Raw genomic sequence first — 16,425 nt, forward strand, 5'->3', positions numbered from 1 at the left:
TGAAGGGCCGCGCCCGGGGCGGCCCTTGGCGCACCCGGCCCCGACCGGGCCGGCCCTTGATCGACTGGTGACGGCCCCGGCCCGGGTTTACGGTCGAAAAGTGGACGGGACCGTCCACTCCCTCGTGCGAGGGCAAGGTCCGCCATGACGAGTTCGCAGCCGACACCCACGACCGACACCGTCGCCCCCGACAGCGGAGGCGGCGGCAAGGGAATCGCGCTCCTGGTCATCGCCTCGTGCCAGTTGATGGTGGTGCTCGACATCACCATCGTGAACATCGCGCTGCCGCACATCCAGAGCGCCCTGGACTTCTCCACGACCAGCCTGGCCTGGGTGGTGAGCGCCTACACGCTCACCTTCGGCGGGCTGCTGCTGCTCGGCGGCCGGGCCGGCGACATCCTCGGCCGGCGCCGGGTCTTCGTCTTCGGCGTGGTGCTCTTCGCGGTCGCCTCGCTGCTGGGCGGACTCTCCCAGAACTCCGGCGAGTTGCTGGCCGCGCGCGCCCTCCAGGGCGTCGGCGGCGCCATCGCCTCGCCGACCGCGCTGGCCCTGATCACCACCACCTTCACCGAGGGCCCGGAGCGCAACCGGGCGTTCGGTGTGTTCGCGGCGGTCTCGGCGGGCGGCGGCGCGATCGGACTGCTCGCGGGCGGCATGCTCGTCGAATGGCTCGACTGGCGCTGGGTGTTCTTCGTCAACGTGCCGATCGCCGCGCTGATCGTGCTCGCCACGCCCCGCCACATCAAGGAGTCCGAGCGCCACCCCGGCCACTTCGACCTCGTCGGCGCGCTCACCGTGACGCTCGGGATGACCGCGCTGGTCTACGGCTTCATCCGGGCCGCCCAGCAGGGCTGGCGCGACCCGTACACCCTCGGCTCGTTCGGCGCCGCCGTGCTGCTGCTCGTGGCGTTCGTCCTGGTGGAGCGGCGTTCGGAGCGGCCCATCACCCCGCTGCACATGTTCGCCGACCGCAACCGGGCGGGCACCTACGGCATCATGCTGAGCCTGGCCGCCGCGATCTTCGGCATGTTCTTCTTCCTCACGCTGTTCGTGCAGGACGTGCTGGGCTTCAGCCCGCTCAAGGCCGGGCTCGCCTTCCTGCCGGTCAGCGCGGTCATCGCGGTGGGCGCGGGCATCGCCTCGCAACTGCTGCCGAAGTACGGGCCGAAGCCCTTCATGGTGACGGGTTCGGTGCTGGCGGCGGCCGGCCTGTCCTGGCTCACCCTCACGGACATCCACTCCACCTATGCGGGCAGCATCCTGGGCCCGATGCTCGTCTTCAGCCTCGGCATGGGCCTCAACTTCGTCTCGCTGACGCTGATGGCCGTCTCGGGCGTGCCCGTCCACGAGACGGGCGCGGCCTCGGGCATGCTCAACGCCACCCAGCAGGTGGGCGGCTCGCTCGGCCTGTCCATCCTGGTCACAGTCTTCGGCACGGCCAGCCGCAACGAGGCGACCGACCAGGTCCCGAAGTTCCTGCGCCAGGCGAGCCCCGCCGAGCGCGTCACCTTCCAGCGCACCGGCAAGCTCCCGCGCCCCTGGAGCGACCAGGTGCTCGCCTCCGGGGTCTCCACCGCCTTCATCGTGGCCGCGGTCTTCGCGATCGTGGCGGCGGTGATCGCCCTGCTGGCCATCCAGGTCCGCCCCTCGGACCTGGAACGCCTCCAGGGCGGAGTGACCCCCGGTCCCTGAGGCCGCCCGGCGGGGACGATCTCAGGGACCGGGGACCAGCGCCGACTCGCGGCTAGATGTCCCGGAAGATCTCGATCTGCGCCCCCACCGAGTTCAACCGCTCCGCGAGATCCTCGTACCCGCGGTTGATCACGTACACATTGCGCAGGACCGACGTGCCCTCGGCCGCCATCATCGCCAGCAGGACCACCACCGCCGGGCGCAGTGCGGGCGGGCACATCATCTCCGCCGCGCGCCAGCGGGTCGGGCCCTCGACGAGCACCCGGTGCGGGTCGAGGAGCTGGAGGCGGCCGCCGAGGCGGTTGAGGTCCGTGAGGTAGATCGCGCGGTTGTCGTAGACCCAGTCGTGGATGAGGGTCTGGCCCTGGGCCACCGCCGCGATCGCCGCGAAGAACGGCACGTTGTCGATGTTGAGCCCGGGGAACGGCATCGGATGGATCTTGTCGATCGGCGCCTCCAGCTTGGAGGGGCGGACCGTGAGGTCGATCAGGCGGGTGCGGCCGTTGTCGGCGGCGTACTCCGCCGAGCGGTCGTGGTCCAGGCCCATCTCCTCCAGGACCGCGAGCTCGATCTCCAGGAACTCGATCGGCACCCGACGGATCGTCAGCTCCGACTCCGTCACCACGGCGGCCGCGACCAGGCTCATCGCCTCGACCGGGTCCTCGGAGGGCGAGTAGTCGACGTCCACGTCGATGTTCGGCACGCCGTGCACGGTCAGGGTGGTGGTGCCGACGCCGTCGACCCGTACGCCGAGCGCCTCCAGGAAGAAGCAGAGGTCCTGGACCATGTAGTTGGAGGAGGCGTTGCGGATGACCGTGACGCCGTCGTGGCGGGCGGCGGCCAGCAGCGCGTTCTCGGTCACCGTGTCGCCGCGCTCGGTCAGCACGATGGGGCGGTCCGGGGCGGTCCGGGTCACCTCGGCGTGGTAGATGCCCTCGGTGGCCGTGATGTCCAGGCCGAACCGGCGCAGGGCGATCATGTGCGGCTCGATCGTGCGCGTACCGAGGTCGCAGCCGCCCGCGTACGGCAGCCGGAAGTGGTCCATGCGGTGCAGCAGCGGGCCGAGGAACATGATGATGGAACGGGTCCGGCGGGCGGCCTCCGCGTCCATGCCGTCCATGTCGAGGTCGGCCGGGGGCACGATCTCCAGGTCGACGCCGTCGTTGATCCAGCGGGTGCGCACCCCGATGGAGTTGAGGACCTCCAGGAGCCGGAAGACCTCCTCGATACGGGCCACCCGGCGCAGCACCGTACGGCCCTTGTTCAGGAGCGAGCCGCAGAGCAGCGCCACACAGGCGTTCTTGCTCGTCTTGACGTCGATGGAGCCGGAGAGCCGGCGCCGGCCGACCACCCGCAGATGCATGGGCCCGGCGTAGCCGAGCGAGACGATCTCGCTGTCGAGTGCTTCACCGATGCGGGCGATCATCTCAAGGCTGATGTTCTGGTTCCCGCGCTCGATACGGTTCACGGCGCTCTGGCTCGTGCCCAGAGCCTCGGCCAGCTGCGTCTGTGTCCAGCCCCGGTGCTGCCGGGCGTCACGGATGAGCTTGCCGATGCGTACGAGGTAGTCGTCTGACATGGCGGCAGGTTATCTCACATATGAGATGAGATTCCTGTTGGGGTGCGCCGTCCGGGTGGGGTTCGAGTGAGGACCGTGTGTGCGACCCGGGTGAAACACCGTCAGTTCCGATGCTGCGGCGGCAGCTGCCGCCCGGCAACCGGAAGGCTCGCGTCCACCGCCACTCGGGTGCGGGTGCCCAGTCGCACGCCGTTCATTCCGAGTACGCGCACTCATGCCGTGCGCGCAGCCACGGGCTTGGCTGTTGCCATGCCGAAGCAGCTCTTTGCCAGTGTCGAGGAAGACAACCTCCGGGCCTCCGTCGCCCGCTTCGACGACCGCCTGCCCAGCCGCTGGACCGCGCCGGTGATCTCGACGGTCCTCACCCTCCCGCTGGCCTTCCTGGCCCTGCTCTTCGCCGGGCTCTCACCGATGGCCTGCGACAACTGCGACCAGGAGCAGAACGCGCGCTTCACGCCGAGCTTCGACACCGCCTTCGACGTCTTCCAGGCGGGGCTCGTCCTCGCCATGGGCCTGCTGCTGACGAGCTGGGTGCTGCCGTGGCGGCACCGCCTCGCGGCGCGGCGCGTCCTGTTCGCCGTGCTCGCCCCGATCTGCGTGATCTGCTCCTACGTGATCTTCGTCGCGATGGTCGACTGGCCGTGACCGGCGGGGCCCGCCGGCCGCTGCGGGCGACCGCCCGTGTTCCGGGTCGGCCGGTGTCGGTGACCGGCCCCGTTCCGCCGTGCGCACCGGCCTCCCCGGGGTACCCGGGGCATACCGGAGCGCGTGCCCGCGCATGACCAGCGGCCGCCCATGTACTAGAGTTATCTCGACATCGAGATATCTGCCGAGGCGCACCGCGGCCGCATGCATCGTCACAGTGGCGGTAAGGGTGACCTAACTTAGCCTTACCTTAGCGGATTGGCTATCCAGCGTGACGGCAGGATGCGGTGGAACGCGCACATATATGAAGGAGACTGTCGTGTCGGCGAACAGCTTCGACGCCCGCAGCACGCTGCAGGTGGGCGACGAGTCGTACGAGATCTTCCGGCTGGACAAGGTCGAGGGCTCCGCGCGCCTCCCTTACAGCCTGAAGGTCCTGCTGGAGAACCTGCTCCGTACCGAGGACGGCGCGAACATCACCGCCGACCACATCCGGGCGCTCGGCGGCTGGGACTCCCAGGCCCAGCCCAGCCAGGAGATCCAGTTCACGCCGGCCCGCGTGATCATGCAGGACTTCACCGGCGTGCCCTGTGTCGTCGACCTCGCCACCATGCGTGAGGCCGTCAAGGAGCTCGGCGGCGACCCGGCGAAGGTCAACCCGCTCTCCCCGGCCGAGCTGGTCATCGACCACTCCGTCATCGCCGACAAGTTCGGCACGAAGGACTCCTTCGCGCAGAACGTCGAGCTGGAGTACGGCCGCAACAAGGAGCGCTACCAGTTCCTGCGCTGGGGCCAGACCGCGTTCGACGACTTCAAGGTCGTCCCGCCGGGCACCGGCATCGTCCACCAGGTCAACATCGAGCACCTCGCCCGTACGGTCATGGTGCGCAACGGCCAGGCGTACCCCGACACCCTCGTCGGCACCGACTCGCACACCACCATGGTCAACGGCCTCGGTGTGCTGGGCTGGGGCGTCGGCGGCATCGAGGCCGAGGCCGCGATGCTCGGCCAGCCGGTCTCGATGCTCATCCCGCGCGTCGTCGGCTTCAAGCTGACCGGTGAGCTGAACCCCGGCACCACCGCCACCGACCTGGTCCTCACGATCACCGAGATGCTGCGCAAGCACGGCGTCGTCGGCAAGTTCGTCGAGTTCTACGGTGAGGGCGTCGCCGCCACCTCGCTGGCCAACCGCGCCACCATCGGCAACATGTCGCCGGAGTTCGGCTCCACCGCCGCGATCTTCCCGATCGACGGCGAGACCCTGAACTACCTCAAGCTCACCGGCCGCTCCGAGCAGCAGGTCGCGCTCGTCGAGGCGTACGCCAAGGAGCAGGGCCTGTGGCTCGACCCGGCCGCCGAGCCGGACTTCTCCGAGAAGCTGGAGCTCGACCTCTCCACGGTCGTCCCCTCCATCGCCGGCCCGAAGCGCCCGCAGGACCGCATCGTCCTGGCCAACGCCAAGCAGCAGTTCGCGCAGGACGTGCGCAACTACGTCGCCGACGACGAGGAGGCCGGCAAGGAGTCCTTCCCGGCGTCCGACGCCCCGGCGTCCTCCAACGGCGTCCCGACGAAGCCGACCCTGGTCACGCTGGCCGACGGCTCGTCCTTCGAGATCGACCACGGCGCGGTGACGGTCGCGGCCATCACCTCCTGCACCAACACGTCGAACCCGTACGTCATGGTCGCCGCGGCGCTCGTCGCGAAGAAGGCCGTGGAGAAGGGCCTGACCCGCAAGCCGTGGGTCAAGACCACCCTCGCCCCGGGCTCGAAGGTCGTCACGGACTACTTCGACAAGGCCGGTCTGACGCCCTACCTCGACAAGATGGGCTTCAACCTCGTCGGCTACGGCTGCACCACCTGCATCGGCAACTCGGGCCCCCTCGACGAGGAGATCTCGAAGGCGATCAACGAGGCGGACCTGGCCGTCACCTCGGTGCTCTCGGGCAACCGCAACTTCGAGGGCCGCATCAACCCCGACGTCAAGATGAACTACCTGGCGTCCCCGCCGCTGGTCGTCGCGTACGCCATCGCCGGCTCGATGAAGGTCGACATCACCACCGAGGCCATCGGTACGGACACCGACGGCAACCCGGTCTTCCTCAAGGACATCTGGCCGACCGAGGCCGAGGTCAACGACGTCGTGGCCAACGCCATCGGCGAGGACATGTTCAACAAGTCCTACCAGGACGTCTTCGCGGGTGACGCGCAGTGGCAGTCGCTGCCGATCCCCACCGGCAACACCTTCGAGTGGGACGCCGAGTCGACCTACGTCCGCAAGCCCCCTTACTTCGAGGGCATGCAGATGGAGACGACCCCGGTCACCGACATCACGGGCGCCCGCGTCCTGGCCAAGCTGGGCGACTCGGTCACCACCGACCACATCTCCCCGGCCGGTGCGATCAAGGCCGACACCCCGGCCGGCAAGTACCTCACGGAGCACGGCGTGCAGCGCCGTGACTTCAACAGCTACGGCTCGCGCCGAGGCAACCACGAGGTCATGATCCGCGGCACGTTCGCCAACATCCGTCTGCGCAACCAGATCGCGCCGGGCACGGAGGGCGGCTTCACCCGCGACTTCACCCAGGCGGACGCCCCCGTCTCCTTCATCTACGACGCCTCGCAGAACTACCAGGCCGCCGGCATCCCGCTGGTCATCCTGGCGGGCAAGGAGTACGGCTCGGGCTCGTCCCGCGACTGGGCCGCCAAGGGCACGGCGCTGCTCGGCGTCAAGGCGGTCGTCGCCGAGTCCTACGAGCGCATCCACCGCTCCAACCTCATCGGCATGGGCGTCCTCCCGCTCCAGTTCCCCGAGGGCGCCACGGCCGCGACCCTGGGCCTGACCGGCGAGGAGACCTTCTCCATCACGGGCGTCACCGAGCTGAACGACGGCACGACCCCGCGCACGGTGAAGGTCACCACGGACACGGGCGTGGAGTTCGACGCGGTGGTCCGCATCGACACGCCCGGTGAGGCGGACTACTACCGCAACGGCGGGATCATGCAGTACGTGCTGCGGAACCTGATCCGCGGCTAGGGATCGCTGTCGACAGGTCGATCATGTATCGCAGGAAGGGCCTCACCCCGAAATCTCGGAGTGAGGCCCTTCCTGTTGCGAAGAGTATTTGAGGTGCCGCGCTAGGGGGTACCTCTCATGTGCCCAAACCATGAGGGTGAGTCAAATCCACCGTCGTCTTCATACCACTGTACGGGGCCCGATACTACATAACTCGTCAGGCCTTCCCCCAATACGTGTAGCTGCCGAGGGTTTACCTCGATGCCATGCCGGGACGCTATTTCCGTACTTTCGCTGGCCGTCCCCCGGCGAATTGTCAATCCGTCGTAATACGGCTGAAGTGACATCAGCGTGACGCCGCCAAAGTGCACGTCAATGCGTGTTGACGGCGGGTTGTCGCGACTGCTTCGCAGGAGAAGTCGACGATGGCTCACGGTGTACTGCCAGACCTTGTAGTAACGGTCGGACCGGAATAGCTCATCCATGTGACTCCGTCTCTGTTTTCATGGTTCCGTTAATCCCACTTCCTCGGCTCTGGGAAACTTGGGAGCCCGTGAAGCAGATTGCCACCGGAGACTTCAACGGCGACGGTCGCGACGACGTGGCCGCCATCGTTGGTGATGGGGCACTGAGGGGCTATCACGGGAACGCTCAGGGACTGCTCGACGACGGGCTCTCTCTGGAGCGACAGGTCGTGGCTCAATGCGAACGCCCTTCTCAGCGGCGATGTGAACGGCGACGGCAGGTCCGACCTGGTGGGGCTGTGGACCGGTTCGCAGGCGCTGAGGCTTTACAAGGGGAACGGCAAGTCGGCATTTGCTGACGGCGTGTCCATGTGGCCGCAGGTCTCCTGACCCCTCAACGGGCGACAGGAAAATGGATTGGGCCGTGCTCCCCACGGGAGCACGGCCCAATCTCATGCTTTCAGGACTGAAGAAGTCCCGAAGATCAGAACAGGATGCGGTAGGTGTTCCAGCCGCCGTTGCCGATCCTCACGCGGGACTCGAAGGGGTCCCGGGCATTGCCGTTGCCGGAGTAGCGCCACAGGGTGCCGTCGTTGCCGCGCGCGATGAGGTCGGTCTTGCCGTCGTAGTCCATGTCGCCGATGGACACGAGGGAGTTGTACGCGTTCCAGCCGCCACCGATCTTGGTGCGGCCCTCGAACGGCGCCTTGTAGTTGCCGGTGCCCTTGTAGAGCCAGAGGGTGCCGCCGCCGTCGCGGGCGACGATGTCGGGCTTGCCGTCGCCGGTCAGGTCGCCGTTGCCGGCGATCTGGGTGTACTGGCCCCAGCCGCCGCCGACCTTGTAGCGGGAGGTCAGCTGGCCGTTGCCGTAGTTGAGGTAGATGTACAGGTTGCCGCTGCCGTCGCGGGCGAGCAGGTCGCCTGCGGCCGCGCCGCCGAGGTTGCCCACCGACCAGATGCGGTTGTAGGTGTTCCAGCCGCCACCCACAAGTTCGGGCGACTGCTTCCACTTCATGTAGCCCAGGTAGCCGTCCGCGCCGCGGAACCAGACGCCGGTCGCATCGCCGCCGTTGCCGTCACTGTCGACCTGCACGACATCGCGGTCCGTGGCGAAGCCATGGCCGAGCTCCTGCCGGTTGCCGAGGCCGCCGTTCCCGTCCGGGCCGTAGCCGTACTGGGTGCCGTTGCTCGAGATGCCGTAGAGGCTGAACTGGGAGGGCGCCGCCGAGACCGCGCCGGAGCGCAGCGAGGCGGGAGCCTTCGTCGTTGCGGCGGAGTCGGCCGACTTGCCGGGGTTGTCCGCCGCAACGGCCGACGCGCCGGTCGCGATGAGCGCCGCGGTGATCGCCGCAGCGGCGAGACGGGAGGCTATGCGCCCCTTACGGCCAGAGGTGTTGGCCACGTATTTCTCCATGGAGTTGTTGAGACATGGCGGGCCCCACCAGGGGATTCGCCATACGATCAACGAGATCGTTTCACGGGTTTCTCACATCTTCCAAACAGATTTGTGCGGGAATCGTCACGTCCGGTTGAGGGTGCGCCAGGTACGGCAAAGGGCCGCACCGCCGAAGCGGTACGGCCCTTCGTTCGGGTCGGGACCCGATGGTCGATCAGAAGAACAGCCGGTACGTGTTCCAGCCGCTCGTGCCGATCTGCACGCGGCCCGCGAACGGCGCCGCCGCGTTGCCCGTGCCCTTGTACAGGTACAGCGCGCCCGAGCCGTCGCGGCCGATGAGGTCGGCCTTGCCGTCCAGGTCGATGTCGCCCGCGGCGAAGATCGTGTTGTAGGTGTTCCACCCACCACCGATCTTCGTGCGGCCCTCGAAGGGCGCCTTGTAGTTGCCGGTGCCCTTGTAGAGCCACAGGGTGCCGTCGCCGCCGCGCGCCACGATGTCGGCCTTGCCGTCACCGGTCAGGTCGCCGTTGCCCGCGAGCGCCGTGTACTGGCCCCAGCCGCCGCCCACCAGGTAGCGGGACGTCATCTTGCCGTCGCCGTAGCCCAGGTAGAGGTACAGGTTGCCCGAACCGTCGCGGCCCAGCAGGTCGCCGGCGCCCGCGCCGCCCAGGTTGCCCGGGGAGAGCAGGGTGTTGTAGGTGTTCCAGCCCCCGCCGACCTTCCACGGGGCGCTGCCGTCACCGGCCGCGTACGAGAGGTTGCCGTTGTAGTCGGCTTCCCAGACGCCGTCCATCAGGTTGTCGGCGTTGTGGTCGACCTCGCCGACCCACTTGATGCCGCTCCAGCCCGAGTCGTACTTCAGTCGGCTCTCGAGGCCGCCGTTGCCGTCCGGCGCGTAGTAGTACACGTCGCCGGCCTTGTCGATGGCGTTGAGGCCGTAGACCGGCGCGTCGCCCGGGTTCGACGCCTGGGCGCCGGTCAGCGCGCCCTTCGCCGGCTTGGCCGCCGGAGCCTTGAACGGCTTCGCCGAGGGGTTGTCGGCGGCGAAGGCGGAGGCGCCGGTGCCGACGAGGGCGGCGGTAACCGCCGCGGCAGCGAGACGGGAAGCTATCCGTCCACGCTTACGGCCAGAGATCTTGGCCACGTATGTCTCCATTGGTCGTGATTGAGACGTGGTGCGACTCGGGTGTCGAGCCGCGTCACGAGTTCAGCGGAATCGTTTCACGACTCCTTTACCTGTCAACCCGCCCAGCGACAAAGGGGATCAAGTCAACAGCTGTTTTCCGCCCGCCGTTCATCCGGCGTATCCCGAAAACGCCCGAAAGGGTCGTATTCCCCTCAGCGGAATACGACCCTCCGGTTATTGGCGAGGCGTCAGGGACGCGCCGGGTATCAGAACAGCAGGCGGTACGTGTTCCAGCCGCCGTTGCCGATCTTCACCCGCTGCTTGTACGGCGCCGCCGCGTTGCCCGTGCCCTTGTACAGGTACAGCGCGCCCGCCGCGTCACGGCCCAGGAGGTCGGTGGTGCCGTCCAGGTCCACGTCGCCCGAGGAGACGATGGCGTTGTACGTGTTCCAGCCGCCGCCTATCTTGGTGCGCGCCTCGAAGGGCGCCTTGTAGTTGCCGGTGCCCTTGTAGAGCCACAGGGTGCCGTCGCCGCCGCGCGCCACGATGTCGGCCTTGCCGTCACCCGTGAGGTCGCCGTTGCCGGCCAGCGCCGTGTACTGGCCCCAGCCGCCGCCGACCTTGTAGCGCGCGGTCGTCTTGCCGTTGCCGTACCCGAGGTACAGCCACAGCGTGCCCGAGGAGTCGCGGCCCAGCAGGTCGCCGGCGCCCGCGCCGCCCAGGTTGCCCGGGGAGAGCAGGGTGTTGTAGATGTTCCAGCCGCCACCGACGGTGGTGGTCTCCAGCTCGACGTACGGCTCGTACGTCATGGTGCCCTTGGTGTCCCACTTCCAGATGCCGTCCGCGACGCCGTCGGCGTCGTTGTCGACCTGGGCGCCGTTCTTGAGGCCGCCCTGGCCCTCGTCGATCTGCATCTTGGGCGAGAAGCCGCCCTCGAAGTCCGGCAGATAGGCGTAGCTGTTGCCGGAGCGGTCCACGCCGATCAGCGGGAAGACGGGGTAGGCGCCGTTGGGGTCGCCCTCCTTGGTGACGCCGTGCTTGGCGCCCTTGGCGGTGGCGTGCGCGGCGGCCTTGGCGGCGGCGGCCTTCACCGAGGACTTCGCGGACGGGGTCGGGTGGTCGGCGGCGAAGGCGGTGGCGCCGGTGCCGACGAGGGCGGCGGCGACCGCCGCGGCAGCGAGACGGGCGGCGGCTTTGCGCCCACGCGTACGGCCAGAAGTCTTGGCCACGTATCTCTCCATAGAGTCGATGAACCATGACGCGGCGCCGGGCACGCCTGTGAACCTGCGAACCGTGCGTCCGGGACACGTCACGCGATCATCGAGATCCTTACACAACTCCTTTACCTGTCAACCCGTTTGAGTGCGGAGTTGAGTGCGGAGCGGCGGCCGCCGCCGAAGGCCGGGCAAGGCGAAGGGCCGCACCCCCTTCTGGGAGTGCGGCCCTCGCGCACAGCGGATCTCAAGCAAGCGAGATCAGAAGAACAGGCGGTACGTGTTCCAGCCGCTCGTCCCGATGTTCTTGCGCCCCGCGAACGGCGCCGCCGCGTTGCCCGTGCCCGAGTAGCGCCACAGCGAGCCGTCGTTGCCGCGCGCGATCAGGTCGGTCCTGCCGTCGAGGTCGAGGTCGCCCATCGAGAACAGCGCGTTGTACGTGTTCCAGCCGCCCCCGATCCGGGTGCGGCCCTCGAACGGCGCCTTGTAGTTGCCGGTGCCCTTGTAGAGCCACAGCGTGCCCGAGGCGTCGCGGGCGACGATGTCGGCCTTGCCGTCACCGGTCAGGTCGCCGTTGCCGGCGATCTGGTTGTACGCGTTCCAGCCGCCGCCGACCTTGTAGCGGGCCGCGACCTTGCCGGTGCCGTAGCCCAGGTACACGTACAGGTTGCCGCTGCCGTCGCGGGCCAGCAGGTCGCCGGCCTCCGCGCCGCCCAGGTTGCCGGGGGCGAGCACCAGGTTGTAGGTGTTCCAGCCGCCGCCGACGGTCCACGGCGTCGTGGCGTCGTCCGCGGCGTAGTACATCGTGCCGTTCTTGTCCCACTCCCACCAGCCGTCGGCGTACCCGTCGGCGTCGTGGTCGACCTGGGTCGTCCACTTGATGGCGTCCCAGCCGGTGTCGATCTTGGCGCGCGGGCTCAGGGCGCCGCCGCCGTCGCGGATGTAGCCGTAGAGGGTGTTGGCGCGGTCCGCGGCGAACAGGTCGAACTGGGGGGCCTCGGGGCTGGGCGCGGACGTCATCGCGCCGGAGCGCGTGAGCGACGGCGCGGAGGGCGCCGGCGAGGCGTGGGTGAACGGCTTCGGCGGGTTGGCCGCGGCGACCGCGGTCGCGCCGGTGCCCACCAGGGCGGCGGCGGCCACGGCGGCGCCGAGCCGCGCGGCTATCCGGCCGCGCAGGCCGGAGGCGGAGGAGGCGGAAGTCCCGGCAGCACCGGAATCCTTGGCCAGAGTCTTGGCCACGTAGTTCTCCATGATCCATGAGGCTCAGATGCGACGTGGCGCGCCTCAGCAGACGAGACGCGCCACGGGTTTCACAGGAATCCTGCCATGACTCCTTTACATGTCAATCGGCTTGAGGTAAAAGCGGCCAACTCGATACGGTCGCCCGCCCGATGGGGACGTCAGCGCAGCAGCTCGATCTCCGCCAGCGTCGCCGCTCCGCCCGTCGGCACCAGCCGGTAGTGCCCGTACGAGCCGGGCCGGCCCACGGAGAACACCCGGGTCTGCTTGTCCCAGACGAACGACTCACCGGAACGCCTGTCCAGATCGACCCACTTCGTCCCGTCCGAAGAGCCTTGGAGGACCCAGCCCTTGGGCGCCTTCGCGCGGTCGGCTGAGGTGAGGGTGTACCGCACCGCGCGCGTGGCCGACGCCACCGGCAGCTCGACCGAGTCGAAGGTGCCCGCCGTCGCCGAGGTGTCGTCGAACAGCGGGCCGCCGCCCGCGATCGCGTCGGAGGGCGGCGTCGGCACCTTGCCGTCCCGTGTGATCGACACCGGCGCCGCCTGCTCGCCCGTGCCCCAGGCCGAGGGACGCGGCCCCATCGCGAAGTCCAGCGTGCCGCCCCGGGCCAGCAGGGAGTGCGGCAGCGCGGTGGACTTCCAGGCCTTGCCGTTCACCTTCAGCGACTGGACGTAGAGGTTGCGGGCGCTGTTCTTCGGCGCCTTGACCACGAGGTCGCGGCCGTTCTCCAGGTGCACGGTCGCCTTGGTGAACAGGGGCGAGCCGACGGCGTACTCGCCGCTGCCCATGACCAGCGGATAGAACCCGAGCGCGGAGAACAGGTACCAGGCCGACTGCTCGCCGTTGTCCTCGTCGCCGTGGTAGCCCTGGCCGATCTCGCTGCCGGTGTAGAGGCGGTTCATGACCTCGCGGACCTTCTCCTGCGTCTTCCAGGGCTGCCCGGCCGCGTCGTACATATAGGTCACATGGTGGGCGACCTGGTTGGAGTGGCCGTACATGCCCATCCGGACGTCACGCGCCTCGGTCATCTCGTGGATGACGCTGCCGTACGAACCGGCGAAGTCGGGCGAGGCCGTCTCCGGGGTCGCGAAGTAGGCGTCGAGCTTCTTCGCCAGGCCCGGGCGCCCGCCGTAGAGGTTGGCCAGGCCCCGCGAGTCCTGCGGGGCGGTGAACGCGTAGCCCCAGCCGTTGGTCTCGGTGTAGTCGTACCCCCACACCCGCGGGTCGTAGCCGCCGCTCGGCACCCGCCACCCGCCCTTGGCGTCCCTGCCCTGGAAGAATCCCGGCGCGCCCGCTCCGGCGCTCGCCGCCCGAGGGTCGAAGAGCTTCACATAGTTCTGGGCGCGGCCCAGGAAGTACGCGGACTCCTCCTGGTAGCGCGCCTTGTGCGTCTTCTTGTAGAGCGCCTCGCCCATCTTCGCCAGGCCGTAGTCGTTGAGGTAGCCCTCCAGCGACCACGACAGGCCCTCGTGCGTGGAGGTGGGGGTGTAGCCGAGGAAGGGCGCGGCGTCCATGCCCTTGCGGCCCACTCCCGCGGCCGGCGGGGCGACCGTCGCGTTCTTCAGCGCGGCCTCGTACGCGGCCTCGCCGTCGAACCGCACGCCCTTCACATACGCGTCGGCGAACGCCACGTCCGAGCTGGTCCCGGTCATCAGGTCCGCGTAGCCGGGCGAGGACCACCGGGAGATCCAGCCGCCGTCCTTGTACTGCTGGACGAAGCCGTCGACCATCTCGCCCGCCCGCCCCGGGGTGAGCAGCGAGTACGCGGGCCAGGTCGTCCGGTAGGTGTCCCAGAAGCCGTTGTTGACGTACACCTTCCCGTCGACGATCTTCGCGCCGGTACGGGTGGGGGTGTCCTGGCCGGTGCCGGGGGAGAAGGGGCTGGCGTAGACGTCCTTGGAACCGGCCTTCTCGGAGCCGGAGTTCGGGTACAGATAGAGCCGGTAGAGCGAGGAGTAGAGCGTGGTCAGCTGGTCGTGGCCGGCTCCCTCGACCTCGACCCGGCCCAGGATCCGGTCCCAGGCGCGCTGGGCCCGGTCCCTGACCCGCTCGAAGGAGGTGCCCGCCGGGATCTCCGCGGCGAGGTTCGCCTTCGCCTGGTCCACGCCGATCAGCGAGGTGGCCAGGCGCAGGGTGACCGTGCGGTCCTTGCCGGGCTTGAGGCGCAGATAGCCGGTGACGTCCGCGCCGCCGCCCCCGGGCAGCTTGCCGCCCGCCGTGGCCGGCACGTCGAAGACGCCGTACACGAACAGCCGGGTGGCGCCCTCGGAGAGGCCGCTCTTCACGTCGGAGTAGCCGGTGAAGGAAGACGTCGACGGGTCCAGGGTGAGGCCGCCGTTGTTGTTGACGTTGTCCAGGACCACGCTCGCGCCGTCACCGGGATAGGTGAACCGCATGGCCGCCGCGTGGTCGGTGGGCGCCATCTCGGCCCTGAGGCCGTTCTCGAAGGTGACGCCGTAGTAGTACGGCCTCGCCGTCTCGTTCTCGTGCCGGAAGGCCAGCGCGCGGGCGCCGCGCGAGGCGTCCGGGGTCCCGGCCGCCGCCGACGGCATCAGCTGGAACGTCTGGCGATCGCCCATCCACGGGCTCGGCTCATGGCTCGCCGAGAACGCCTGGAGGGTGGGCAGGTTGTCCGCGTTGTTGCGCCGCGCGTAGTCGTAGAGCCAGTCCTGCGAGCCCGCGTTGGTCACCGGGGTCCAGAAGTTGAACCCGTTGGGGACGGCCGTCGCCGGGAAGGTGTTGCCGCGCGAGAAGGAGCCGCTGGAGTTGGTGCCCCGGGTGGTCAGCGCGTAGTCGGAGAGGTGCGCCAGGCGCTTCTCCGGTTTCTTCGGGGCGATCGCCAGGTCGTCGATCCAGCCCTGGAACTTCGCCGGGCCCTTGGGCGAGTCGTACGCCACCAGGATCCTGTCGACCGTTTTGCCCGCGGCCACCGCGCCGATGCGCGAGGACACCTGGTTCCACTGGTTGACGTAGAGCGTCTTCGCCGCGCCCTGGCCCTGCGGGGTGAGCAGTCCGCCGTGCGAGTCGAGGGCCTTGAGGTCACTCAGATAGCTGCCGTCGGTGAAGGCGAGGTCCACCGACACCTGGGTGGCGGGGTAGCCGAGGTCGGTCTCCGGCATCGACGGGAAGATCTTGTAGTCGAGCACGGTGTCCCGGCCGATCCGGGTGTCCACGTCGAAGATCTTGTTGTACGAGTAGGCCCGGCCGTCCGCCTTGTGCGTACCGGCGTAACGCAGGGCCCTCTTTCCGGTGAATCCGGCGTTGGCCTTGGCGGTGGGGGAGCCGCCGGGCCCGCGGTCCGCCAGCGTCCGCATGTCCGGCGGTACGGGGGTGCTGGTGTCCCCGTTCGAGAACTGCACATCGGCCAGCTGGGTGATGTCGGCTCCGCCGTTGCGGGTGATCTCCAGCCGGTAGTGCGCGTACGCGGTGGTGCCCGCGAAGTCGTACGTCTTCGTCTGGAAGCGCGAGGCGAACGTCTGGTCCGCGCGGCTGTCCAGCGTCGTCCAGGTGCTGCCGTCCGCCGAGCCCTTCAGCGTCCAGTCGCTGGGGTCGCGGGGAGCGGCGTCATTCGCCGAGGTCAGGGCGTAGGTGACCACCTTGACCGGGCTGTCCAGGTCGAACTCCAGCCAGGCCGTCGGCTGGAAGGCCAGCCACTTGGTGCTCGGCTGGCCGTCGACGAGGTTCTCCTTCACCTCGCCCGAGCCGTCGTTCTCGGCGCTCGCCCGTACGGCCGTCACCCGGTCGGTGACACCGCCCGGTATGCCGCTGGTGAAGCCGCCGTCGACGCCGGACGCGCGCTTGGCGCCGTCGGGGCCGGTGTCCACGGTGTCGCGCCAGTCGGGCTGCGGCTGACCGGTCTCGAAGGAGGTACGGAACTCCTGGCCGCCCGGGGCGGGTTCGGCCGAGGCCGGCGGGGCCGAGGCGGCCCACTGGGCCGTCACCATGAGCAGGAAGGAGGCCGCCGCGAGGGCGGCCGCGGGCCCTTGTCGGAGCCGGGATCTGGGCAGCATACGGGGCCTTTCCATTGGCGGGCGCATGACATAGCGGCGCCCGG

10 protein-coding genes are annotated in these 16,425 nt (G+C 69.0%); 4 read left to right on the top strand and 6 right to left on the bottom strand.

Features of this window, described 5'->3' with window-relative positions:
- The first annotated feature begins 144 nt into the window (after positions 1-144).
- Positions 145-1,692: an MFS transporter gene (locus tag ABD236_RS01005; protein WP_344068581.1), complete on the top strand. Its 1,548-nt coding sequence runs from the start codon at positions 145-147 to the stop codon at positions 1,690-1,692.
- Between the two features lie 52 nt (positions 1,693-1,744).
- Here the strand turns inward: ABD236_RS01005 and ABD236_RS01010 are convergent, their stop codons facing one another.
- Positions 1,745-3,271 (bottom strand): helix-turn-helix domain-containing protein, encoded by a 1,527-nt coding sequence (locus ABD236_RS01010; protein ID WP_344068584.1) that lies wholly within the window; start codon positions 3,269-3,271, stop codon positions 1,745-1,747.
- A gap of 249 nt (positions 3,272-3,520) precedes the next feature.
- Between ABD236_RS01010 and ABD236_RS01015 the strand changes: the two genes are divergently transcribed.
- From ABD236_RS01015 to ABD236_RS34970, 3 genes are all read left to right on the top strand, one after another.
- On the top strand, positions 3,521-3,916 hold the full coding sequence (locus tag ABD236_RS01015) for a hypothetical protein (protein ID WP_344068587.1): 396 nt from the start codon (positions 3,521-3,523) through the stop codon (positions 3,914-3,916).
- Positions 3,917-4,235: 319 nt separating this feature from the next.
- Positions 4,236-6,950 carry an aconitate hydratase AcnA gene (acnA, locus tag ABD236_RS01020; RefSeq protein ID WP_344068590.1) on the top strand — a complete coding sequence of 905 codons (2,715 nt, stop codon included), beginning with the start codon at positions 4,236-4,238 and terminating at the stop codon, positions 6,948-6,950.
- 484 nt (positions 6,951-7,434) lie between these two features.
- Positions 7,435-7,752 carry an FG-GAP repeat domain-containing protein gene (locus ABD236_RS34970; protein ID WP_425543794.1) on the top strand — a complete coding sequence of 106 codons (318 nt, stop codon included), beginning with the start codon at positions 7,435-7,437 and terminating at the stop codon, positions 7,750-7,752.
- Positions 7,753-7,877: 125 nt separating this feature from the next.
- On the opposite strand, the gene ABD236_RS01025 is transcribed toward ABD236_RS34970, so the two are convergent.
- From ABD236_RS01025 to ABD236_RS01045, 5 genes are all read right to left on the bottom strand, one after another.
- Positions 7,878-8,795, bottom strand: coding sequence for an FG-GAP-like repeat-containing protein (locus tag ABD236_RS01025; RefSeq protein ID WP_344068593.1), 918 nt, complete (start codon positions 8,793-8,795; stop codon positions 7,878-7,880).
- A 208-nt stretch (positions 8,796-9,003) separates the two neighbouring features.
- Positions 9,004-9,933 carry an FG-GAP repeat domain-containing protein gene (locus ABD236_RS01030; protein WP_344068595.1) on the bottom strand — a complete coding sequence of 310 codons (930 nt, stop codon included), beginning with the start codon at positions 9,931-9,933 and terminating at the stop codon, positions 9,004-9,006.
- A 248-nt stretch (positions 9,934-10,181) separates the two neighbouring features.
- Positions 10,182-11,144 (bottom strand): FG-GAP repeat domain-containing protein, encoded by a 963-nt coding sequence (locus ABD236_RS01035; RefSeq protein WP_344068598.1) that lies wholly within the window; start codon positions 11,142-11,144, stop codon positions 10,182-10,184.
- Between the two features lie 246 nt (positions 11,145-11,390).
- Positions 11,391-12,368 carry an FG-GAP repeat domain-containing protein gene (locus ABD236_RS01040; protein WP_344068601.1) on the bottom strand — a complete coding sequence of 326 codons (978 nt, stop codon included), beginning with the start codon at positions 12,366-12,368 and terminating at the stop codon, positions 11,391-11,393.
- 161 nt (positions 12,369-12,529) lie between these two features.
- Complete coding sequence (locus ABD236_RS01045; RefSeq protein WP_344068604.1) at positions 12,530-16,381, bottom strand: GH92 family glycosyl hydrolase; 3,852 nt, start codon at positions 16,379-16,381, stop codon at positions 12,530-12,532.
- Positions 16,382-16,425: the final 44 nt, after the last annotated feature.

The organism is Streptomyces crystallinus (assembly GCF_039521265.1).
GTDB classification, from domain to species: Bacteria; Actinomycetota; Actinomycetes; order Streptomycetales; family Streptomycetaceae; genus Streptomyces; species Streptomyces crystallinus.